This is a genomic window from Jannaschia sp. W003, assembly GCF_025144335.1.
Taxonomy (GTDB): Bacteria; Pseudomonadota; Alphaproteobacteria; order Rhodobacterales; family Rhodobacteraceae; genus Jannaschia.
Genome location: NZ_CP083539.1, coordinates 367,642 through 388,597, shown reverse-complemented (window position 1 = coordinate 388,597; position 20,956 = coordinate 367,642). Strand labels below are relative to the sequence as shown.

The window sequence follows — 20,956 nt, the reverse complement described above, 5'->3', positions numbered from 1 at the left end:
CCAGAGAGTCCGAGGAGAACCCGATGACCGAGGACAGACTACCCATAGCCGAACTGCTCGCGAAGAGCGGGGATGACGACTTCTTGCGCTCCGTCGCGGAGGCCGTGCTTCAGATCATCATGGAGGCCGACGTCGAGGGCCTGATCGGGGCCGGCCGTCACGAGCGCAGCGAAGGGCGCACGACCTGGCGCAATGGCTACCGCGACAGGACGCTGGAGACCCGCCTGGGCCCTCTGAACCTGAAGGTCCCGAAGCTGCGCCAGGGCAGCTACTTCCCGGGCTTCCTGGAGCCCCGCAAGCCTGTCGAGAAGGCCCTGGTGGCGGTGATACAGGAGGCGTGGATCGCTGGGGTCTCGACCCGCAAGGTCGACGAACTCGTCCAGGCCATGGGCATGAGCGGGATCTCGAAGTCCTCGGTTTCCAAGCTCTGCCGCGAGATCGACGACCGCGTGCAGGCCTTCCTGGAGCGCCCCCTCGACGGGGAGTGGCCCTACCTGTGGCTCGACGCCACCTACCTGAAGGTCCGCGAGGGCGGGCGCATTGTCAGCGTCGCCGCCATAATCGCGGTCGCCGTGAACACCGATGGCCGGCGCGAGATCGTCGGCCTGCACATCGGCCCCTCCGAGGCCGAGCCGTTCTGGACGAGCTTCCTGCGCAGCTTGGTGAAGCGCGGGCTGTCGGGCACCCGGCTGGTCATCTCCGACGCCCATGGGGCCTGAAGGCCGCCATCACGCGCACCATGGCCGGGGCCGCCTGGCAGCGCTGCCGCGTCCACTTCATGCGCAACGCGCTCGCCCACGTCCCACGCTCCCAGAACACGGTCGTGGCTGCTGCCATCCGCCAGGTCTTCGTCCAGCCCGACCACGCTGGCGCCACCACTGCCTGGCGCCACGTCGCAGACCAGCTCCGCGAGCGCTGGCCGAAGCTCGGCAAACTCATGGACGACGCCGAAGCCGACGTGCTCGCCTACATGGCCTTCCCGGCCCGCCACCGCACCAAGCTGCATTCGACGAACCCGCTCGAGCGCCTGAACAAGGAGGTGAAGCGCCGCGCCGACGTCGTGGGCATCTTTCCCAACGAGGCATCCATCACCCGCCTCGTCGGTGCCGTCCTGCTCGAGCAGAACGACGACTGGCAACTCCAGCACCGCTACATGCAGATCGAAGGAATGGCCGAGCTCGACGCCGAAACCACACCCGAGATCGAGGGCGGCACAGCACCCCAGATCACACCGCCCCCTACACCCAAAGCCGCCCGAACCGATGCACTCGGAGCCACACCGAAATTACACCTCATTGACGGACGTGATCGGGCTCCGTCTCGAATGGCTACGCCGACAAGTCCCGGATGGAAGGTCGTATCCCCTTCAGGCTCCGCGACCGCTGCCTAGGATGCCCTGCGCCGGCGCAGGGGATCTGGGTGCCCCCGACGTTCACTTCGTGCGGCATGCCTGATTCCCAGAAGTTCACCGCAAGGCGCTGTAAGGAAACAGCAATGTTGCCTCGACGACCGCGCTCGAGCCTCCTGCCATGCCTTCTTGCGCAGACTTCTGATGCGTTTTGCGCAAGCTTCCCGTGAGTTTGGCATTCTGGAAGATAGTGGCGGTCCCGGCAGGACTCGAACCTGCAACCTATCCCTTAGGAGGGGATTGCTCTATCCAGTTGAGCCACGGGACCCCCGGCGGTGCCATAGCGGGCGGGCGCGGCGCTTGTCCACAGGCCGGCCCGCGGGCTAGCACGGGGCGAGGAGCACGGAGGCCCCCTTGTCCGACAATCCCCGCAGGCGCAGCCTCACGCTCCGCGACGTGTCCGAGGCCGCGGGCGTCTCCGAGATGACCGTGAGCCGCGTGCTGCGCGGCCGGGGCGACGTGAGCGAGCGCACCCGCGCCAAGGTCGAGGCCGCCGCGCGCGCCCTGGGATACGTGCCCAACAAGATCGCCGGCGCGCTCGCCTCGCAGCGCGTGAACCTCGTGGGCGTGATCGTGCCATCGCTGTCGAACCTCGTGTTCCCCGAGATGCTGGCCGGCCTGCAGGACGGGCTGGAGGACACGCCGCTGCAACCGGTCGTGGGCGCCACCGACTACGATCCCGCCAAGGAGGAGCGCACGCTCTTCGAGATGCTGTCCTGGCGGCCCTCGGGCGTGGTGATCGCGGGGCTGGAGCACACCGCGCCCGCCCGCGCCATGCTCGCCGCCGCGGGGGTGCCGGTGGTCGAGGTCATGGACGTGGACGGCGACCCGGTGGACGCGGCCGTGGGCATCAGCCACTGGCGCGCAGGCTACCAGGTGGGGCGCGAGATCGTGGCGCGCGGCTACCGGCGCATCGGCGTGATCGGCACCAAGGTCGACGGCGACCACCGAGCGCGCAAGCGGCTGGAAGGGGTGGAGCGGGCGCTCGCCGAGGCGGGGATCGGCATCGCGGCGCGCGCCGACTACGCGGGCGTCTCGGGCTTCGGCAAGGGCCGCGAGATGACCGCCGCGCTTCTGGACGGGGCGCCCGACCTCGACTTCATCTTCTACACCAACGACCTCACCGGAGCTGGGGGGATGCTGCTGTGCCTCGAGCGCGGGCTCGACGTGGGCGAGGGGATCGGGCTGGTGGGCTTCAACGGCTTCACGCTGCTCGACGGGCTGCCGCGCAAGCTGGCCACGGTCGACAGCCGCCGCCGCGAGGCGGGGCAGATGGCTGCCCGGATCATCACGGGATCCTGGGAATTCGACGGATCCGACCGCCGGGTCGAATTAACGCCGCATTTCTTGGCTGGAGATACGATGCGGACCCGGCCCGATTCCAACGAGGCGGGCTGACACGCGCGAGCCGTCCTCTCCGCCATCCGGGGGCCGTCCGCGCCCGAGCAGAGCAGGACGACAGACGATGCCCCTTCCCGACGAGATGTCCGCCCGGCGCTTCGCCCGCCGCGGGTTCGAGGCGCCGGCGGGCGCGGACGCGCGCCGCGCGGGGCCCACGCCGGTCGCCGATGCCGCGCTGGAGGATGCCGGCGCCCGTGCTAGGAGGGCCGCATGAGCAGGAAGGCCAACACCCTCGAGTTCCAGCACACCCGCAAGGAGGGCGTGCTGCGGACGTGGTTCCGCGGCGAGCAGACCAACTTCAACCCCGACTTCGCCCGCATGGCCGGGGCGGATTCGGCCCTGAAGTGGGCGGTCGACGGCTGGGCGCCCGAGGCGCCGATGGTCACGCCCGAGACCCGCATCTGCGCCTTCGGATCGTGCTTCGCGGCCAACATCTCGAACTGGCTCGCCAGCCGGAACTACTCGGTGCTGACGAAGGACCAGGGATCGAACGCCTACGTGGTGAAGTGCGGCGAGGGGATGGTGAACTCCTTCGTGATCCGCCAGCAGTTCGAATGGGCCTTCGAGGGCAAGCGCTTCGAGGAGGAGCTGTGGCACGGCTACTCGGCCGAGAGCTACGGCTACGACGAGGCGGTGCGGGAGGCGACGCTCGACATCTTCTCGAACACCGACCTGTTCATCCTTACCTTCGGTCTCTCGGAGGTGTGGTACGACGAGGTCTCGGGCGGCGTGTTCTGGCGCTCCATCCCCGAGGACGTCTACGACCCCGCGCGCCACAAGTTCCGCGTCACCACCGTCGAGGAGAACAAGGACAACATCCGCGCGATCTACGCGCTGATCCGCAAGCACCGCCCCGACGCCAAGATCCTGGCGACGCTCTCGCCGGTGCCGCTGATCGCGACCTTCCGGCCCGTGTCCTGCATCTCGGCCAACTCGGTCTCGAAGGCGGTGCTGCGGGTGGCCCTGGACGAGCTGATGCGCGAGCTGGGCCCCGAGGGCGTGCTCCACTACTGGCCCTCCTACGAGATCGTGACGGACGTGTTCCACTCGCCCTTCAAGCAGGACCGGCGGCACCTGCCGCGCGGCGTGCTCGACTTCATCATGATGCTCTTCGAGGAGGTGTGGTGCGTGGAGAAGCCCACCGACGAGGAGATGACGCGCCACTGGCTGACCGCCCTGTCGGCCGCCGGCCTCGTATCGGACCGGCTGGAGACGGCGCTGCGCGACGGCAACGGGCGGATGCTCGACCGCATCCTCGCCAAGCGGAAGGTGGCCCGCCATCCCGAGCAGGAGGAGGCGATCCGCGCCCAGATCGAGCGCATGCGCGCCGGCCTCGCGGGGGAGGCCGCGGCATGAGCGCCGAGACCCGGTCGGCACCCCGTCCGGTGCGCGACAACGCGCTCGCTGTGATGCGCCTCCTGCCCCGGGGCGCACGGGGGGCCGAGGTCGGCACCCACGACGGCCGCTGGACCCGCGCGCTGCGCGACGTGGCGGCGCCCGCCTCGCTGACGCTGATCGACCCCTGGGCCGAGGACGAGGGCCGCGACGCCCGCGCCCACGCCTACCGGGCCCCGCAGGCGGCGCGCGACGCGATGCACGCGGCCGTGCGCGCCGAGTTCTCCGAGGCCGAGATCCTGCGCCGCCCCTCCGCCGAGGCGCTGGCGGGGATGCGCGACGGCGCGCTCGACTGGCTGTTCCTGGACGGCGAGAAGCAGTTCGACGTGCTGCTCGCCGACCTCGAGGCGGCGGTGCGCGTGGTGGCGCCCGGCGGCGTCGTCGCGGGCGGCGGCTGGCACCACGGGCGCGAGCTGGGCTGGCCCGTGCGCGAGGCGGTGCGCGAGGTGGCCGGGCGGCTCGGGGTCGAGATCGCGCGCGAGGGGCACTTCTGGGCGCTGCGCCTGCCGGCGACCGTGCGCCTCGCCCCGCGCGACGCGCGCGCGCGATACCTCGTGATCGCGCCCATGAAGAACGAGGCGCCCTACATCCTGGAATGGATCGCCCACAACCGCGCCATCGGCTTCACCGACTTCCTGGTCCTCACCAACGACTGCGACGACACCACCGACCCGATCCTGCAGCGCCTGCAGGAGATGGGGCTGGCGACCCACGTGACGAACACGGTGCTCAAGCGCGGGCCGCACAAGTCGGCGCTGAAGTGGGCGCGCGACCACGTGGCGCGCCTGCGGGCCGACTGGATCCTGATCGCCGACGTGGACGAGTTCATCGACCTGCCGGGCCACGGCACGATCCCCGCCATGCTGGACGCCCTCGGGCCGGACACGGACGTGGTGAGCTTTCCGTGGAAGGTGTTCGGCAACGGCGGGGTGGAGGCCTTCGAGGACCGCCCCGTCACCGAGCAGTTCGTGCGCTGCGAGCCCGCGCCCCGGCGCGGCGGGCGGCGCTACCGCGACGTGAAGACCCTGTTCCGGCGGCCCGAGGCCATGTACCACTTCGGCCTCCACCGCCCCCGCGTGCGGGACGAGTGGAAGGACCGCATCGTCTGGAAGTCGCCCGCCGGCGAGGACATCTCGGCGCGCATGAACCGCGGCTCGCAGTGGCTGATGCGCTGGGACGGCTGCGAGGCGGCGGGCTACATGCATCACTACCCGCTGCGCTCCCTGGAGGCCTACATCCTCAAGAAGAACCGCGGCCGCGCCAACCACGTGGGCGAGGACCTGGGCCGCGCGTACTGGGACAAGTGGAACCTGAACGCGGGCCGCGACGCAGGGCTCGCGCGCGGCGTGCCGGGCTTCCGCGAGGAGCTGGACCGGCTGATGGCCGACCGCACCCTGCGGCGCCTGCACCGCGAGGGCGTGGCCTGGCACCGGGCCCAGTTCGAGGCGCTGATGCGGGAGCCGCGCTACCGCGCCCTGTGGGACGAGCTGCGCGCCGCGGGCGCGGACGAGGACACCGAGAGCGGCGCGGCCGCCTGAGAGGAGCGACATGGGCAAGAGGGACGACACGCGGCGCGCCATGCTGGAGGCGCTGCCCAAGGGCGGCACGGGCGCCGAGGTCGGCGTCTGGGAGGGACGGTTCTCGGAGACGATCCTGGAGGTGTGCGCGCCGGTGCGCCTGCACCTGATCGACCCGTGGGAGTACGACCCGCGCTTCAACAACACGGGCTTCGGGCGCAAGAAGAACGCCGAGCGGATGCCGCAGATGCACAAGCAGGTGGCCGCGAAGTTCGCGGGCGACGAGCGGGTGGTCCTGCACCGCGCGACCTCGCAGGAGGCGCTGCTGGAGATGGACGACGCTGCGCTCGACTGGATCTACATCGACGGCAACCACAACGAGCCCTTCGTTGGCATGGACCTCGCCCTCGCCTGCAAGAAGGTGCGCCCCGGCGGCGTGATCGCGGGCGACGATTACCACTGGTCCGACGGCGAGGGCACGCCGGTGAAGGACGCGGTGGCGAAGACGGTCGAGAAGCTGGGCGAGCGGGCGTCGCTGGAGGTGATGGGCCAGCAGTACATCATCCGGCTGGCGGCGTAGGGGGCGCCGCCCCCCGCGCTTCGCGCTCCCCCCGAGGTATTTCGGGCAAGGTGAGGGTGCCTTCCCGTATGCACGGGGGGTGTACGGGGGGTGCACGGGGGGGCGCCCCCCGTTTTGCCTACCGGCTCAGCACTCGGGCAGGTTGACCGCGAGGCCCCCCTGAGAGGTCTCCTTGTACTTCTCGCTCATGTCCCGGCCCGTTTGCCGCATCGCCTCGATGCAGTTGTCGAGCGGCATGAAGTGCGAGCCGTCGCCCCGCAGGGCCAGCGACGCCGCCGACACGGCCTTGATCGCCCCCAGCCCGTTGCGCTCGATGCAGGGCACCTGCACGAGGCCCGCGGCGGGGTCGCAGGTCATGCCGAGGTGGTGCTCCAGCGCGATCTCGGCGGCGTTCTCCACCTGCGCGTTCGAGCCGCCCAGGGCTGCGCACAGACCCGCGGCGGCCATCGCCGAGGCGCTGCCCACCTCGCCCTGGCACCCCACCTCGGCGCCCGAGATCGAGGCGTTGTGCTTCACCAGCCCGCCGATCGCGGCGGCCGCCAGCAGGAAGGTGCGGATGCCCTCCGGCGTCGCGCCCACGCAGTGGTCGCGGTAGTAGCGGATCACGCTCGGCACCACGCCCGCCGCGCCGTTGGTGGGCGAGGTCACGACCCGGCCCCCGGCGGCGTTCTCCTCGTTCACGGCCATGGCGTAGACCGACAGCCAGTCGTTCACGACGTGCGGCTGCGCGAGGTTCAGGCCCGCCTCGGCCAGCAGCTGCTCGTGGATCGCCCGCGCCCGGCGCCGCACCTTGAGCCCGCCCGGCAGGATGCCGGTGGCCCGCAGCCCGCGCTCGATGCAGTCGTCCATGGCGGCCCAGACGGCGTCGATGCGGCGGTCGAGTTCCGCGGGCGGAATCGCCGCCTCCTCGTTGCGGCGCTTCATCTCCGCCACCGTGAGCCCCGTGCGCTGGCCCATGCCCAGCATCTCCGCGGCGGTCGAGAAGGGGAACGGCACCTCGGTCTCGCCGGTGGCGGGCGCGGGTGGCGCGCGGCGCTCGGCCTCGGTGACCACGAAGCCGCCGCCGACCGAATAGAACGTCTCCTCCAGCGCCAGCGTGCCCGCGCCGTCGAAGGCCCGCAGCACCATGCCGTTGGCGTGCCCCTCCAGCGGCGGGCCCCAATCGAAGATCAGATCGCTCTCGGGATCGTAGCGCAGGGGCGGCAGGCCCTCGGGCTCCAGCGTCCGGGTCTCCGCAAGGCGCGCCAGAGCCTCCTCCGCCGCCTCCGCCTTCACCGTCGCAGGGTCGAACCCCAGCAGGCCGAGGTGCACGGCGCGGTCGGTCGCGTGCCCCTTGCCGGTCCAGGCGAGACTGCCGTGGAGCGTGGCCGTCACGTGCGCCGGCGCGCCTGCGCCCGGCTCGCGCTCCCCGTGCCGCAGCATGGCGAGGAAGCGCACCGCGGCCACCATCGGCCCCATGGTGTGCGAGGACGAGGGGCCGACGCCCGGCTTGAAGATGTCGAAGAGGCTGAGGAACATCGGCTACCCGTAGGTCTTCCAGCGCCGGTGGAACCAGTACCATTGCGACGGATCGGCGCGGACGCGCGACCCGAGGCGGCGGTTGAACTCGGCCATCATGGTCGCCGCGTCGGATGGCGGGATCGGCGCCTCGACGATCACGCGCAGGCCGTCCGCGCCCTCGACCGCGAAGGCGGGCAGGAGCGGTGCGCCGTGGCGCAGGGCCAGCTCGGCGGTGGCGAGCGAGGTGTGCGCGGGGTGGCCGAGGAAGGGTAGGGCGGGGCCGTCCTCCATGGCCTGGTCGGCCAGGATCTCGAACACGCCGCCCGCGCGCAGGTGCGCGATCATGCCGCGCAGGCCGGCGCGGCCCCGCGGCAGCACGGGGCGGCCCGTCTCCTCCAGCCCGGCCACGAAGATCGGGTCGTAGTGGGGGTTGTTGTTGGGCCGATACAGCCCGCCCACCTCGATGCCCTCGTTGCGCAGCGCGTGGCGCATGGCCTCGAACGGGCCGAAGTGGCCGGTCACGAGGATCGCGGGGCGTCCCTCAGCTTGGGCGTCGCGCAGGGCGTCCAGCCCCTCGCCCTCGGCGCGCAAGGAGGACAGGGCCGCGCGGGCATCGCGCGCGAACCAGATCATCGCCAGCGCCCGCCCGGCGTTCGCGGCGGCGGCGAGGGCCACGCGGCGGCGCTCGGCCTCGGGCCAGCCGGGATAGACCAGCGCGAGGTTGCGCTCGGCCCGCGCGCGCAGCGAGGGCACCAGAGCCGCGAGCGTGCGCACCACGCGCCCCACCCCCTCGACGCGCACGGCGTAGGGCAGGGGGCGCAGCACGGCGAGCAGGACGCGCAGGGCGAGGGCCTGGAGACGGTATGTCATGGCAGCGGCGTGGCGCAGAAACCCGCCGACGGCAAGGCGCCGCCCTCGCCCGGAGCGCGCCGGCGCGCTACGCCGCCCGCGTCGATCCACCCGGAGACCCTCCGATGCGCCGCATCCTCCTCGCCGCCCCCCTCCTCGCCCTCGCCGCCTGCGCCGCCCCGCCGCCGCCCGAGGCCACCATGGCCGAGGCCGCGCCCACCGCGCTGCCGCTGTTTCCCGGCGAGACGCCGCGGGTGCGCAGCCTCGTGAACAAGTGGGCCGACCACTACGACCTGCCGCGCACGCTGCTGCACCGCGTGATCCAACGCGAGAGCGACTACCGCCCCGGCGCGCGCAACGGCCCCTACTGGGGGATGATGCAGATCCTGCCCGCCACGGCGCGCAACATGGGGATGCAGGGCGAGCCGAAGCAGCTCCTCGATGCGGACACCGCGATCAAGTACTCGGCCCGCTACCTGCGCGGCGCGTGGATGGTCTCGGACGGCGACGAGCACGAGGCCATGATGTGGTACGCGCGGGGCTACTACTACGAGGCCAAGCGCAGGGGCCTCCTGTTCGCGACCGGCCTGCGCGGCAGCCTCTGGCAGCGCCACGACCGGGGCGAGGCCCAGATGCCCCCCATCGACGAGGCCGGCAACCTCCTGCCCCCCGAGCCCGCGAAGCCCGCCTGCGAGCCGCGCACGGGGCTGGCGGCGGCGCTGCGCGGATCGGGGTGTCCGTCGGCGGCCTGACGCCTCGGATCGTGCTAAGAAGGGAGTGGTGAGCCGGCTCGGGTTCGAACCGAGGACCCTCTGATTAAAAGTCAGATGCTCTAACCAACTGAGCTACCGGCCCACTCGGGGGCGGACGTAGCGGGGGCGGCGGAGGGGGTCAAGGGAGGATCGCGCCCGGTCTGGAACGTCGCTTCCGATGGGCCTATGGGGGCGCCCATGGCGACGCGCTCCCCCTCCGGCCTCCCGTTCATGAAGATGCACGGGCTGGGCAACGACTTCGTGGTCCTCGACGGCCGCGACGGCGTGCGCGTCGATGCCGCCCTGGCGCGGGCCATGGGCGACCGGCATCGGGGCGTGGGCTTCGACCAGCTCGCGCTGATCGAGGCCGAGGGCGAGGGCCTGCGCCTCGCGTTCTGGAACAGCGACGGCTCCACCGCGGGCGCCTGCGGCAACGCGACCCGCTGCGTTGCGGCGTGGGAGATGGCGCGGCGGGGCACGGACGCGCTCGCGATCCGCACCGAGCGCGGTCTGCTGCGTGCAGAGATGCAGGGCGGCGCGGTGGCCGTGAACATGGGCGCGCCGATCCTCGACTGGCGGGCGATCCCGCTGGCCCAGGACGTGGACACCCTGCACCTGCCGATCGAGGGCGACCCGGCGGCCACTGGCATGGGCAACCCGCACTGCACCTTCTTCGTGGCCGACGCCGAGGCCGAGGATCTGGCCGCCTGGGGTCGGTTCGAGACGCATCCCCTGTTCCCCGAGCGCACCAACGTGCAGGTGGTGAGCCTGCTCGGCGAGGACCGCCTCAGGATGCGCGTCTGGGAACGGGGCGTGGGGCCGACGCTGGCCTCCGGCTCCTCGTCCTGCGCCGTGGCGGTGGCCGCAGCCCGGCGGGGCGTCTCGGGGCGGAGCGTGGAGATCGTGCTCGATGGGGGCAGCCTGCACATCGACTGGCGGGACGACGGGGTGTGGATGCGCGGGCCGACCGCGCACGTGTTCGACGGGGTGTGGCATGGCTGAGGCGCCGATCCTCTCGAACCACGGCTGCCGGCTCAACGCCTACGAGGCCCACGCCATGGAGGCGATGGCGCGCGAGGCGGGCGTGGACGCGGTGATCGTGAACACCTGCGCGGTCACGGCCGAGGCCGTCCGCAAGGCCCGCCGCGACATCCGCCGCCTGCGCCGGGAGCACCCCGAACGGCGCCTCATCGTGACGGGCTGCGCCGCGCAGACCGACCCGGACGGCTTCGCCGCGATGGCGGAGGTGGACGCGGTGGTCGGCAACGCCGAGAAGATGCGCCCGGCGACGTGGAAGGGTCTGGCCACCGGAGGCACCGAGCCGGTGCAGGTCGACGACATCATGTCCGTCACCGAGACCGCGGGCCACCTGATCGACGGCTTCGGCACCCGCTCGCGGGCCTACGTGCAGGTCCAGAACGGCTGCGACCACCGCTGCACCTTCTGCATCATCCCCTTCGGCCGCGGCAACGCGCGCTCGGTGCCCGCGGGCGTGGTGGTCGAGCAGGTCCGGCGGCTGGTCGAGCGGGGCTACCGCGAGGTCGTGCTCACGGGCGTGGACCTGACCTCCTGGGGCGCCGACATGCCGGGCACGCCGCGTCTGGGCGACCTGGTGGCGCGCATCCTCCGCCTCGTGCCGGACCTGCCGCGCCTCAGGATCAGCTCGATCGACTCGATCGAGGCGGACCCGGCCCTCATGCGCTGCATCGCCGAGGAGGCGCGGCTGATGCCGCACCTGCACCTGAGCCTCCAGCACGGGGCCGACCTGATTCTCAAGCGCATGAAGCGGCGGCATCTGCGGGGCGACGCGGTCTCCTTCTGCGAGGAGGCCCGGCGCCTGCGCCCCGACATGACCTTCGGAGCCGACATCATCGCCGGCTTCCCGACCGAGACCGAGGCGCACTTCGCCGACTCCCTGCGGCTGGTCGAGGACTGCGACCTGACGTGGCTGCACGTGTTCCCCTACTCGCCCCGCGAGGGGACGCCGGCGGCGAAGATGCCCCCGGTGGACGGACGCGCGATCCGCGAGCGGGCGGCTCGCCTGCGCGCCGGCGGCGACGCCGCCGTGGCGCGGCACCTCGCCGCGCAGGTGGGGCGGGCGCACCGCGTGCTGATGGAGAGCCCGCGCATGGGCCGGACGGAGCAGTTCGCCGAGGTGCGCTTCGATGCGGACCAGCCCGAGGGCGCGGTCGTGCCCGCCAGCGTCACTTCAGTCGAAGGAACGTCCCTTCGGGCCGAGGCGTCCACGCTGACATGAGGCCCGCCGAGGCGATCAGCGCGATGCCGACCCAGCCCCACGCCTCGGGCAGGTGCGCGAAGAGCGCGAAGTCGAAGGCCACCGCGAAGACGAGGCCGGTATAGTCGTAGGCGGCCAGGGTAGTGACCGGCGCGCGCGCGGACGCCTCGGTGGCGGCGATGTGGGTCACGGCCCCGAACGCGCCCGCTCCCAGCAGCCAGGCCCAGAGGGTGACCGTCATCGGCGTCCAGCCGGTGAACATCGTGACGCCGAGGCCCACCGCGCTGGCGATCAACGCGAAGCTGAGCGCGATCGAGATGGTGGTCTCGGTCGCGGTCATGGCCCGGACGAACACCCGCAGCAGCGCCATGAGGCAGGCCGACAGGATGCCCGCCGCCATGCCCGACAGCTCCGCCGCGCCCCATTCGGGGCGGGCCACCGAGGTGTAGAGCATCGCCAGCATGCCCAGGAACCCGATGGCGACGGCCAGCACGGCGCGCACCGACAGGCGCTCGCCGAGCAGCACGACGGCGGCGGGGACCATGAGGACGGGCGTGAGGTAGCTGAGGGTCTGGGCGTGGGCGACGGGGAGCTGCCCGAGGGCGTAGAAGTTCAGCGCCATCACCGCGCCGCCCACCGCGCCGCGCAGCAGGTGCTTGCGCGGCGCGCGGGGCACCAGGTCCGCGAGGGGGCCGGCGAACGAGGCCCAGAGCAGGAGGAACGGGATCGACAGGGCCGCGCGCATCAGCACCACCTGCCCGGTGGTGGCCCCCGCCTTCGAGGCGCCGTGGATGCAGATCCCGATGCCGGTGGCGAAGGCGGCCGCGGTGACGCGGAGCGCGATGGCCGACCCGATCCGGTCGGTGCGGCTGTCGAAGGCGACCTGGGACATCGAGCGGGACACTGCGGGCGGCGGAGGGCGACGGCAAGGTCGCGGGCCCGCCGCGCGGGGGAAAACCGCCCATGCATCCGGGCCGGGCGTTTCGCGGCGGGGCCCGCGGGCGGGACGTCGGCCCGGCCGTCGGCACGAACCCCTCGCCCCGTCGCCGCGCCCATGGCCGCCTCTGGCGCCGGAGGGGAGACGGTGCTTCTGTCGCGGCTCACCAAGGAGACCCGACATGCAGCTTCTGAGCTCCCCCGCCTCGCCCTTCGCACGCACCTGCCGCGTGGTCCTCTTGGAGACCGGGCAGGCGGACGTGGAGGTGCGCGACGTGAGCGCCTCGCCCCTGGGCGGCGAGCCGGCGCTGAACGCGGCCAACCCCTCGGGCAAGATTCCCGCGCTGGTGCAGGACGACGAGCCGACGCTCTACGACAGCCGCGTGATCTGCCGCTTCCTCGACCACCGCGCGGGGGCCGGCCTCTACCCGGACGCGCGCCTGTGGGACGTGCTGGCGCTGGAGGCCAACGCCCACGCGGTGATGGAGGCGGCCATCACGATCACCTACGAGAAGCGCCTGCGCCCCGAAGACCTCTGGTGGCCCGAGTGGTTCGAGGCCCAATGGACGAAGATCGCGCGCTCGCTCGATGCCATGGAATCGCGCTCCATGCCGCTGCTGGAGGGGCCGCTCCACATGGGGCAGGTCGCGGTGGGCTGCGCGCTGGGCTACCTCGACCTGCGCCACGGCGACCGGAACTGGCGCGAGGGGCGGGACGCGCTCGCGGCGTGGGAGAAGCGGTTCGCGGCGCGCGAGGCGATGGCGGCCACCGCCCCGTGATCGAGCGCTTCGATGCCCCCCCGCCCGAGGCGCTGGCGATCCGCTGGCGCGTCTTCGTGGAGGAGCAGGGCGTGCCCGAGGCCGACGAGCTGGACGGCACCGACGGCGGCTGCGCGCACTGGCTCCTGCGCGAGGCGGACGGGCGCGCGGTGGCGACGCTGCGCTCGAAGGTGACGGACGGCGAGATGCACGTGGGCCGCGTCGCAACGCTGGCGGACGCACGCGGGCGCGGCCACGGGCGGGCGCTGATGGATGCGGCCGTGGCCGAGGCGCAGGCCGGGGGGCTCCGCGCCGTCGTACTTTCGGCGCAGGAGAGCGCCGTGGCGTTTTACGAGGCCCAGGGCTTCCGCGCCGAGGGCGCGCCCTACATGGACGCCGGGATTCCGCACCGTACCATGCGCCGTGCCCCGTGAGCCCCGGCGTCTTCCTCGCCGTCCTCCTGGCCGCGCTGCTTCATGCGGGGTGGAACGCGGTGGTGAAGGGGGGCGACGACAAGCTCGCCGGCATGGCCGGCATGGCGATCGGCCACGCGGTGCCGGGGCTGCTGGCGGTCGCGCTGCTGCCGGCGCCCGCGCCCGCGTCGTGGCCGTGGATCGCACTCGGGGTGCTGCTGCACTTCGGCTACCAGTGCTTCCTGTTGGTGGCCTACCGCCTGGGCGACCTCAGCCAGGTCTACCCGCTGGCCCGCGGGTCGGCGCCCCTGATCGTCGCCGCGGTCTCGGTGGGGGCGCTGGGCGCGACGTTGTCGGGCGCGGAATGGCTGGCCGTGGGGCTGATCGCCGCCGGCATCCTCGGGGTCGGCCTCGCGCGGGCGGGGCGGGCGAATCCCCGCGCGGTCTGGGCCGCGCTGGGTACGGGCGGGTTCATCGCCGCCTACAGCCTCGCCGACGGCACCGGCGCGCGCCTGTCGGGCTCGCCGGTGGCCTTCTTCGGCTGGATCGCCGTGCTCGGCGCCGTGCCCTTCGCGATCTTCACCGAGTGGCGCCGCCCCGGCCTGGTCCTGCGCCTTCCGGTGCGCGTCCCGGCGGCGTTCTGGGGCGGCGGCTGGGCCAGCTTCGCGGCCTACGCCATCGTGGTCTGGGCGTTCACCGAGGCCCCGCTGGCGCTGGTGACGGCACTGCGCGAGACCTCGATCGTGTTCGCGGTGCTGATCGGGGCGGTGGTCCTGCGCGAGCGGGTGGAGACGGCGCGCATCGCCGCCGTGCTCGTGACGCTCGGGGGTGTTGCGGCGATGCGGCTGGCGCGCTGATCCGCGGCCCGGGTGCGACGATTGCCCGCTGGCACATCGCGTGCCTCTGGGTCTATATGCCCTGCAATGCCGCGCGGGGCCCGTTCCCGCGCACCACGAACCGCACGCATCCCGGAGAGCGCCGTGTCGCACGCTGAAGACCACCATTCCTCCGCCACCCGCCGCGATTTCCTCTACTACGCCACCGCAGGCGCGGGGATCGTGGTCGCCGGGGCGGCGATCTGGCCGCTCGTGAACCAGATGAACCCGTCGGCGGACGTGGTGGCGCTGTCGTCGATCGACGTGGACGTGTCGGGCCTCGAGCCGGGCACGCAGCTCACCGTGAAGTGGCTGGGCAAGCCCGTGTTCATCCGCCGCCGCACCGAGGAGGAGATCGCCGAGGCCGCCGCGGTGGACCCGGCGGAGCTGCCCGACCCGCTGGCGCAGAACGCCAACCTCGACGGCGCCGCGCCTGCGATCGACGCCAACCGGACCCTCACGCCCCCGGGCGTCGAGGTGGCCGAGGACGCCGTCGCGGGCGGCGAGTGGCTCGTGATGATGGGCGTGTGCACGCACCTCGGCTGCGTGCCCCTCGGCGACGGCGCCGGCGACTTCGGCGGCTGGTTCTGCCCCTGCCACGGCTCGCACTACGACGCGGCCGGCCGCATCCGCCGCGGGCCCGCGCCCACCAACCTTCCGGTGCCGGTGGCCGCGTTCACCAGCGACACCGTCATCAAGCTCGGCTAAGGAGAGAGCCCCATGTCAGGCATTCCCCACGACCACTACGAGCCCTCCACGAAGGGCGAGAAGTGGGTCGAGAAGCGGCTCCCGATCCTGTCGCTGCTCTACGACACGCTGATGATCCCCACGCCCAAGAACCTGAACTGGATGTGGATCTGGGGCATCATCCTCACCTTCACGCTGGTGCTGCAGATCGTGACCGGGATCATCCTGGTCATGCACTACACGCCCCACGTGGACTTCGCCTTCGCCTCCGTCGAGCACATCATGCGCAACGTGAACGGCGGCTGGGCGCTTCGCTACATCCACGCCAACGGCGCCTCGCTGTTCTTCGTCGCCGTCTACGCGCACATCTTCCGCAACCTCTACTACGGCTCCTACAAGGCCCCGCGCGAGATCACGTGGATCCTGGGCATCGTCATCTACCTGCTGATGATGGGCACCGCGTTCATGGGCTACGTGCTGCCCTGGGGGCAGATGTCGTTCTGGGGCGCCACGGTGATCACCGGCCTCTTCGGCGCAATCCCCTTCATCGGCGAGCCGATCCAGACCTGGCTGCTGGGCGGGCCCGCGGTCGACAACGCCACGCTGAACCGCTTCTTCTCGCTGCACTACCTGATGCCGTTCCTGATCCTGGGGCTCGTCATCATGAAGATCTGGTCGTTCCACTCGACCGGCAACTCGAACCCCTCGGGGGTCGAGGTGCGGCGCACGTCGAAGGCCGAGGCCAAGGCCGACACCCTGCCGTTCTGGCCCTACTTCATCATCAAGGACCTGTTCGCGCTGGCCGTGATCCTCCTGGTGTTCTTCGCAATCGTCGGCTTCATGCCCAACTACTTGGGCCACCCCGACAACTACATCGAGGCCAACCCGCTGGCGACGCCGGCGCACATCGTGCCCGAATGGTACTTCCTGCCGTTCTACGCGATCCTGCGCGCCTTCACCGCCGACGTGTGGATCGTGCAGTTCTCGTCGTGGATCACCGGCGGCATCGTGGACGCCAAGTTCTTCGGCGTGCTGGCGATGTTCGGCGCCATCGCGATCATGGCCTTCGCGCCCTGGCTCGACACCTCGTCGGTGCGTTCGGGCCGCTACCGGCCGATGTTCAAGTGGTGGTTCTGGCTGCTGGTCGTCGACTTCTTCGCGCTGATGTGGCTCGGCTCCATGCCGGCCGCCGAGCCCTGGGCCACCTTCTCGCTGATCGCCGCCGTGTACTGGTTCGCCTACTTCCTGGTGATCCTGCCACTGCTCGGCGTGATCGAGAAGCCGCTGCCGCGCCCGCTCACCATCGAGCAGGACTTCGCGGAGCACTACGGCCCCGACAAAGACGGCGGCTCGCCCGGCACGGGAATGCGCCTGCCCGGCGAGAAGTCGGCCACGCCCGCGGAATGAGGACGACCATGCTCCGTACCATCAAGTCGGCCCTCGCGGCCCTCGTCCTCGCACCTTCGGCGGCGCTGGCCGCCGGGGGCGAGGGGCACATCATCGACTTCGACTTCCCCTTCGAGGGTCCGTTCGGCACCTACGACCAGCTCCAGCTCCAGCGGGGCCTGAAGGTCTACACCGAGGTCTGCTCGGCCTGCCACGGCATCAAGTACGTCGCCTTCCGCAACCTCGCGGACGGCAACGGCGTGGGCTTCACCGAGGAGCAGGCCAAGGAGTACGCCACCCTGTTCGAGGTCTTCGATCCCGAGATCGACGACTTCCGCACCGCCTCGCTGCCCGACCAGTTCCCCGAGAACAACGCGGTCAACGCGCCCGACCTGACGCTGATGGCCAAGGCGCGCGCGGGCTTCCACGGGCCCTACAACCTCGGCCTCAACCAGCTCGTGAACGGCATGGGCGGCGCCGAGTACATCGCCTCGCTCCTCGTCTCCTACACCGGCGAGGAGCAGACGGTGGCGGGCACCACGCTCTACGAGAACACCGCCTTCCCGGGCGGCTGGATCTCCATGGCGCCGCCCCTCTACGGCGACGACGTGGCCTTCGACGACGGCGCCCCCGCCGACATCGAGAGTGCCTCGCAGGACGTGGCCGCCTTCCTGATGTGGACCGCCGAGCCCAAGCTCGCCGCGCGTAAGCAGATGGGCCTCGTGGCCTTCATCATGCTCGGCGTCCTGTCGGTGCTGCTCTACCTCACCAACAAGCGCATCTGGGCGTCCGTGAAGGGCCGCCGGAGCGACGGCGAGGGCTGATGCTCCGCCAGCCGCAAGGCTTCGGGGGCGCCTTCGGGCGCCCCCGTCACGTTCCGAGGTAGGCGCGCAGTTCCGGCGAGGGGGCCGCGAAGGCCTCGGTGATCGGCACCGGCGCCATCAGCCGCCCCTCCGCCACCAGCGCCAGCCGGTCCGCCACGCGCCGCGCGTCCTCGGGGTCGTGGGTCACCAACAGCACCGAGACGCCCTCGGCCGCCGCGGTGTCGCGCACCAGATCCAGCATCTCGCCCCGCAGCGCCGGCCCGAGGGCCGAGAACGCCTCGTCCAGAAGCAGCCAGGGGCGGTGCCGCAGCAGCGCCCGCGCCAGCGCCGTGCGGCTACGCTGCCCGCCCGACAGGTCGCGCGGCAGGCGCGCGCCCATGCCCTCCAGCCCGACCCGCGCCAGAACCGCGTCGCGCCGCGCCCGCTCCTCGGCCGAGAGGCGCAGGTCGGGGCGGACCCCGAGGCCGACGTTCCGTTCGACCGTCAAGTGCGGGAAGAGGTTGCCCTCCTGGAACAGGATCGACACGGGCCGCTCGCCCGGCGGCAGGGCGGTCACGTCGCGTCCCGCGATGCGCACCACCCCGCGGTCCGGGGCGAGGAAGCCCGCCGCGAGCGAGAGGATCGTGGACTTGCCCGACCCGCTGGCGCCCATCAGCGCGGTGATGCCGCCCGCGGGAATGGCGGTATCCGCCTCCAGCCGGAAGGCGCCGAGGGTGACAGCGACGCGGTCGAACTCAAGCACGGGCACGGCCCCCCCTCTCGAACAGCCAGAAGAGGCCCAGCGACAGGGCCACGAGGATCAGGGCGGCGGCCTTGGCCTCGCCCATGCGGTAGCTCCCCATCAACTGGTAGAGCGCGAGGGGCAGCGTCGCGTCCCCCGGCCGCGCGAAGAGGGCGATGACCCCGAGGTCGCCCGCCGCCAGCGCCGCCGCCAGTCCCATGGCGTAGCCCAGCGGGCGGCGCAGGCGCGGCAGGGCCACGAGGCGCAGCCACGTCCAGCCACGGAGCCCCAGCGAGGCCGAGAGGCGCCCGTAGCCCGCATCCAGGTCGCGCACCGCCGGCACGAGGGCGCGCAGGGCGGAGGGGACGGACAGGAGCACGTTGACGGCCGCCGTCACGGGCAGGGCCAGCCTCACGGGGTTCGCCAGGGGCAGGATCAGCACGTAGAGACCCACCCCCAGCACCAGCGGCGAGGCGGTGACGGCGAGCGTGCCCACCACCTCCACCCAGGCCCGCCCCCGCGCCACGGCGAGGGCCATGGGCAGGGCGAGAGCAGCGGTCAGCACGGCGGCGACGAGGGCGATCAGCAGGCTGCGCAGCGCGGCCCACCAGACCGAGGCGGGCAGGGCGTGTAAATACAGCGCGCCCTCGGCCAGCACGGCGAGCATGGGGGCGAGGAGGAACAGGAGGGCGAGGGCCACCGCGCCCGCGTCCTGCCAGCGCAGCCAGCCGCCCGAGTCCCAGCGCGGCACGGTGCGGTCCAGCCCCGCGCCGAAACCGGACGGCAACGCCACGCGCAGGGTCAGGATGGCGGCCGCCACGCCGATGGCGAGCTGGAGAGCCGCGAGCAGGGCCGCGCGGCCGAGGTCGAAGTCGAAGCGGAACGCCTCGTAGATGGCCAGCTCCACGGTGGTGGAGCGCGGGCCACCGCCGAGGGCGAGGGCCACGGCGAAGGACGTGGTGCAGATCAGGAAGATCACCAGGAAGACGCCGGGCGCGACGGCGCGCAGCATCGGCCACTCCAGCAGGCGGAACGTGTCGCGGGCGCGGAAGCCCAGCGAGGCGGCGAGGCGCAGGCGCTCGCCGGGGATCGCGCTCCAGCCCTGGAGGAGGAGGCGCACGGCGAGGGGCATGTTGAAGAACACATGCGCCAGGATCACCCCGTGGGCGCCGTAGATGTCGGCCTCCACCCCCAGGGCCCCCAGCCAGCCCGAGCGGCCGAACACGGCGACCAGCCCCAGCACTGCGACGATGGTGGGCAGGATGAAGGGCGCGCCGAGAAGCAGCACCACCGCGCCGCGCCCCGGAAAGGCGCGGCGGGCGAGGGCGCGGGCGACCGGCACGGCCAGCGCCACCGACAGCGCCGCCGACAGGGCGGCCTGCCAGAGCGTGAAGCGCAGGGCGCCCCAGTCCGAAGCGCGCAGGCCGCCCCAATCCTCGGCGCGCCACGCCACGGCGAGGAGCGGCAGCACGAGGGCGGCGACGAGCGCGAGCGCCGCCGCCGCGCCGAGGCGCGCTCCCGTCAGCGGCCGAGCCCCGCCTCGAAGGCGGCCACCACCGCGGCGCGGCGCGCCTCGGCTTCCTCGGGCGTGAGGAGGAGGGCCGTCTCCGGCAGGTCGAGCTGCTCGAACCCTTCGGGCAGGTCGCCCGCCTGGGCGGCGGGGAACGACCAGTTGCCTTCGGGGATGATGCGCTGGAAGGCAGGGGACAGCACGAAGTCCATGAACCGCTGCGCCAGCTCCGGCTGGTCGGTGCCGGCCACCTGCGCGGCGGTCTCCACCATCACGTAGTGCCCTTCGGGGAAGATCGCGGCGCGCTTGGTGTCGTCGCCTTCCGCGATGATGTGGTAGGCTGGCGAGGTGGTGAAGCTGAGCACCATGTCGGCCTCGCCTTCCGTGAACATGCCGTAGGCCTCGGACCAGCCCTTGGTGACGGTCACGATGTTGTCCGCCAGATCGGCCCAGACCGCCTCCGCCTCGTCGCCGAACACCTCGTCGATCCAAAGGCCCAAGGCTAAGCCCGAGACGGACGCGCGGGGGTCCTGCACCACGATCCGCAGATCGTCGGGGGCGTTCCGCAGCGCCTCGAAGCTCTCGGGCGCGGCATCCAGCTTCGTCGTGTCGTAGACGAAGGCGGTGTGGCTCCAGTTGAAGGGCAGGAAGGTGTCGTCGGTCCACTCGACCGGGAGCGTCAGGCCCGAGAGGTCCACGCCGTGGGGCGCGAAGAGGCCGGTCTCGCGGGCGGCCTGCATGGTGTCGGTGGCCAGCCCGATCACCACGTCGGCTTCGGTGGCGTCCCCTTCCAGCCGCAGGCGGGGCAGGAGGTCGCCGGTGACGTATTCAAGCGTCGCGCCGGTCTCGGCGGCGAAGGCCTCGGCGATGGCGGGGCCGGGGCCCCACTCGGAGGCGAAGTAGTCAGGGGCATAGACGGTGAGCGTCTCGGCGGAAGCCGAGGTGGCGATCAGCGTCAGTCCCGTGGCAATGGCGGTCTTCATAGCAAGCTCCATGGCGACGGGCGGGAGTCGGGGAGCGTGCGCTACCTTCCCTCCGCCGGTCCTAACCGGTTCAGGTTCGACGGGTCCGCTTGCGCGTCTCAGCCCGTGACGGGCTCCCCGAGGTGACACGGGACCTAGCGCGCGCGGCGGGCGCAGTCCAGCCGTGCACCGGTGCACCGACCCCGTGCTCGCCGGAGTGTGCCCGCGCTTCTATGTGTGGGCGGA

20 protein-coding genes, 2 tRNA genes, 1 pseudogene and 1 riboswitch are annotated in these 20,956 nt (G+C 72.2%); of the genes and pseudogenes, 15 read left to right on the top strand and 8 right to left on the bottom strand.

The genetic code is table 11. The features are described 5' to 3' along the window. Positions 1-23 precede the first annotated feature (23 nt). A pseudogene (locus K3554_RS01760) lies at positions 24-1,204 on the top strand (IS256 family transposase); the annotation flags it as partial. A gap of 395 nt (positions 1,205-1,599) precedes the next feature. Here K3554_RS01760 and K3554_RS01755 read toward each other — a convergent pair. Beyond that, positions 1,600-1,676 (bottom strand) — tRNA-Arg (locus K3554_RS01755). Positions 1,677-1,762: 86 nt separating this feature from the next. Between K3554_RS01755 and K3554_RS01750 the strand changes: the two genes are divergently transcribed. The 5 genes from K3554_RS01750 (at position 1,763) to K3554_RS01730 (ending at position 6,301) form a co-directional block, all read left to right on the top strand. Then, on the top strand, positions 1,763-2,806 hold the full coding sequence (locus K3554_RS01750; RefSeq protein WP_259942754.1) for a LacI family DNA-binding transcriptional regulator: 1,044 nt from the start codon (positions 1,763-1,765) through the stop codon (positions 2,804-2,806). Between the two features lie 67 nt (positions 2,807-2,873). Beyond that, complete coding sequence (locus K3554_RS01745; protein ID WP_259942752.1) at positions 2,874-3,023, top strand: hypothetical protein; 150 nt, start codon at positions 2,874-2,876, stop codon at positions 3,021-3,023. Beyond that, positions 3,020-4,165: a GSCFA domain-containing protein gene (locus K3554_RS01740; protein WP_259942750.1), complete on the top strand. Its 1,146-nt coding sequence runs from the start codon at positions 3,020-3,022 to the stop codon at positions 4,163-4,165. The genes K3554_RS01745 and K3554_RS01740 overlap by 4 nt, the downstream gene beginning before the upstream one ends. After that, a complete protein-coding gene (locus K3554_RS01735) occupies positions 4,162-5,742 on the top strand; it encodes a glycosyltransferase family 2 protein (RefSeq protein WP_259942748.1) in 1,581 nt (526 codons plus the stop codon). Before K3554_RS01740 ends, K3554_RS01735 begins: the two co-directional genes overlap by 4 nt. Before the next feature lie 10 nt (positions 5,743-5,752). Continuing rightward, positions 5,753-6,301: a class I SAM-dependent methyltransferase gene (locus K3554_RS01730; protein WP_259942744.1), complete on the top strand. Its 549-nt coding sequence runs from the start codon at positions 5,753-5,755 to the stop codon at positions 6,299-6,301. 126 nt (positions 6,302-6,427) lie between these two features. Here the strand turns inward: K3554_RS01730 and K3554_RS01725 are convergent, their stop codons facing one another. Next, entirely contained in the window at positions 6,428-7,819 is a 1,392-nt protein-coding gene (locus K3554_RS01725; protein ID WP_259942742.1) for an L-serine ammonia-lyase, read from the bottom strand. Positions 7,820-7,822: 3 nt separating this feature from the next. Further along, on the bottom strand, positions 7,823-8,671 hold the full coding sequence (locus K3554_RS01720; RefSeq protein ID WP_259942741.1) for a lysophospholipid acyltransferase family protein: 849 nt from the start codon (positions 8,669-8,671) through the stop codon (positions 7,823-7,825). 104 nt (positions 8,672-8,775) lie between these two features. Between K3554_RS01720 and K3554_RS16815 the strand changes: the two genes are divergently transcribed. Continuing rightward, entirely contained in the window at positions 8,776-9,402 is a 627-nt protein-coding gene (locus K3554_RS16815; RefSeq protein ID WP_311200352.1) for a lytic transglycosylase domain-containing protein, read from the top strand. A gap of 26 nt (positions 9,403-9,428) precedes the next feature. Here the strand turns inward: K3554_RS16815 and K3554_RS01710 are convergent. Further along, positions 9,429-9,505: transfer RNA gene (locus tag K3554_RS01710), tRNA-Lys, on the bottom strand. Between the two features lie 95 nt (positions 9,506-9,600). Between K3554_RS01710 and dapF the strand changes: the two genes are divergently transcribed. Both dapF and mtaB read left to right on the top strand, forming a co-directional pair. Beyond that, positions 9,601-10,404, top strand: a complete 804-nt coding sequence (gene dapF / locus K3554_RS01705; RefSeq protein ID WP_259942740.1) for a diaminopimelate epimerase — start codon at positions 9,601-9,603, stop codon at positions 10,402-10,404. Further along, positions 10,397-11,659: a tRNA (N(6)-L-threonylcarbamoyladenosine(37)-C(2))-methylthiotransferase MtaB gene (mtaB, locus tag K3554_RS01700; RefSeq protein WP_259942739.1), complete on the top strand. Its 1,263-nt coding sequence runs from the start codon at positions 10,397-10,399 to the stop codon at positions 11,657-11,659. The genes dapF and mtaB overlap by 8 nt, the downstream gene beginning before the upstream one ends. Here mtaB and K3554_RS01695 read toward each other — a convergent pair. After that, a complete protein-coding gene (locus tag K3554_RS01695; protein ID WP_259942738.1) occupies positions 11,607-12,530 on the bottom strand; it encodes a DMT family transporter in 924 nt (307 codons plus the stop codon). The two genes, mtaB and K3554_RS01695, sit on opposite strands and share 53 nt — an antisense overlap. A gap of 226 nt (positions 12,531-12,756) precedes the next feature. Here K3554_RS01695 and K3554_RS01690 point away from each other — a divergent pair, with 226 nt between their 5' ends. The 6 genes from K3554_RS01690 (at position 12,757) to K3554_RS01665 (ending at position 17,517) form a co-directional block, all read left to right on the top strand. Further along, the gene (locus tag K3554_RS01690) at positions 12,757-13,353 is read left to right on the top strand and encodes a glutathione S-transferase family protein (RefSeq protein ID WP_259942736.1); all 597 of its coding nucleotides are present in this window, start codon (positions 12,757-12,759) and stop codon (positions 13,351-13,353) included. Further along, entirely contained in the window at positions 13,350-13,766 is a 417-nt protein-coding gene (locus K3554_RS01685; protein ID WP_259942734.1) for a GNAT family N-acetyltransferase, read from the top strand. The genes K3554_RS01690 and K3554_RS01685 overlap by 4 nt, the downstream gene beginning before the upstream one ends. After that, positions 13,763-14,602, top strand: a complete 840-nt coding sequence (locus K3554_RS01680) for an EamA family transporter (protein WP_259942733.1) — start codon at positions 13,763-13,765, stop codon at positions 14,600-14,602. The genes K3554_RS01685 and K3554_RS01680 overlap by 4 nt, the downstream gene beginning before the upstream one ends. 123 nt (positions 14,603-14,725) lie before the next feature. Beyond that, on the top strand, positions 14,726-15,328 hold the full coding sequence (gene petA, locus K3554_RS01675; protein WP_259942731.1) for a ubiquinol-cytochrome c reductase iron-sulfur subunit: 603 nt from the start codon (positions 14,726-14,728) through the stop codon (positions 15,326-15,328). Between the two features lie 12 nt (positions 15,329-15,340). Beyond that, complete coding sequence (locus K3554_RS01670; protein ID WP_259942729.1) at positions 15,341-16,714, top strand: cytochrome b N-terminal domain-containing protein; 1,374 nt, start codon at positions 15,341-15,343, stop codon at positions 16,712-16,714. Positions 16,715-16,722: 8 nt separating this feature from the next. Continuing rightward, on the top strand, positions 16,723-17,517 hold the full coding sequence (locus tag K3554_RS01665; RefSeq protein ID WP_259942728.1) for a cytochrome c1: 795 nt from the start codon (positions 16,723-16,725) through the stop codon (positions 17,515-17,517). 46 nt (positions 17,518-17,563) lie between these two features. On the opposite strand, the gene K3554_RS01660 is transcribed toward K3554_RS01665, so the two are convergent. The 3 genes from K3554_RS01660 to K3554_RS01650 are packed head-to-tail and all read right to left on the bottom strand — an operon-like array spanning position 17,564 to position 20,731. Beyond that, the gene (locus K3554_RS01660) at positions 17,564-18,259 is read right to left on the bottom strand and encodes an ATP-binding cassette domain-containing protein (RefSeq protein ID WP_259945733.1); all 696 of its coding nucleotides are present in this window, start codon (positions 18,257-18,259) and stop codon (positions 17,564-17,566) included. Further along, positions 18,252-19,709 (bottom strand): thiamine/thiamine pyrophosphate ABC transporter permease ThiP, encoded by a 1,458-nt coding sequence (locus tag K3554_RS01655; RefSeq protein WP_259942726.1) that lies wholly within the window; start codon positions 19,707-19,709, stop codon positions 18,252-18,254. Before K3554_RS01655 ends, K3554_RS01660 begins: the two co-directional genes overlap by 8 nt. A 50-nt stretch (positions 19,710-19,759) precedes the next feature. Beyond that, complete coding sequence (locus tag K3554_RS01650; protein ID WP_259942724.1) at positions 19,760-20,731, bottom strand: thiamine ABC transporter substrate binding subunit; 972 nt, start codon at positions 20,729-20,731, stop codon at positions 19,760-19,762. 30 nt (positions 20,732-20,761) lie between these two features. Next, a riboswitch (TPP riboswitch) is annotated at positions 20,762-20,861 on the bottom strand. Positions 20,862-20,956: the final 95 nt, after the last annotated feature.

Excerpts from the sequence above, each read along its gene's own strand:
- K3554_RS01665 (WP_259942728.1), top strand. The coding sequence starts at position 16,723 with ATGCTCCGTACCATCAAGTCGGCCCTCGCGGCCCTCGTCCTCGCACCT.
- mtaB (WP_259942739.1), top strand. The coding sequence starts at position 10,397 with ATGGCTGAGGCGCCGATCCTCTCGAACCACGGCTGCCGGCTCAACGCC.
- K3554_RS01725 (WP_259942742.1), bottom strand. The coding sequence starts at position 7,819 with ATGTTCCTCAGCCTCTTCGACATCTTCAAGCCGGGCGTCGGCCCCTCG.
- dapF (WP_259942740.1), top strand. The coding sequence starts at position 9,601 with ATGGCGACGCGCTCCCCCTCCGGCCTCCCGTTCATGAAGATGCACGGG.
- K3554_RS01735 (WP_259942748.1), top strand. The coding sequence starts at position 4,162 with ATGAGCGCCGAGACCCGGTCGGCACCCCGTCCGGTGCGCGACAACGCG.
- K3554_RS01740 (WP_259942750.1), top strand. The coding sequence starts at position 3,020 with ATGAGCAGGAAGGCCAACACCCTCGAGTTCCAGCACACCCGCAAGGAG.
- K3554_RS01745 (WP_259942752.1), top strand. The coding sequence starts at position 2,874 with ATGCCCCTTCCCGACGAGATGTCCGCCCGGCGCTTCGCCCGCCGCGGG.
- K3554_RS01650 (WP_259942724.1), bottom strand. The coding sequence starts at position 20,731 with ATGAAGACCGCCATTGCCACGGGACTGACGCTGATCGCCACCTCGGCT.
- K3554_RS01670 (WP_259942729.1), top strand. The coding sequence starts at position 15,341 with ATGTCAGGCATTCCCCACGACCACTACGAGCCCTCCACGAAGGGCGAG.
- K3554_RS16815 (WP_311200352.1), top strand. The coding sequence starts at position 8,776 with ATGCGCCGCATCCTCCTCGCCGCCCCCCTCCTCGCCCTCGCCGCCTGC.
- K3554_RS01695 (WP_259942738.1), bottom strand. The coding sequence starts at position 12,530 with ATGTCCCAGGTCGCCTTCGACAGCCGCACCGACCGGATCGGGTCGGCC.
- K3554_RS01690 (WP_259942736.1), top strand. The coding sequence starts at position 12,757 with ATGCAGCTTCTGAGCTCCCCCGCCTCGCCCTTCGCACGCACCTGCCGC.
- K3554_RS01730 (WP_259942744.1), top strand. The coding sequence starts at position 5,753 with ATGGGCAAGAGGGACGACACGCGGCGCGCCATGCTGGAGGCGCTGCCC.
- K3554_RS01720 (WP_259942741.1), bottom strand. The coding sequence starts at position 8,671 with ATGACATACCGTCTCCAGGCCCTCGCCCTGCGCGTCCTGCTCGCCGTG.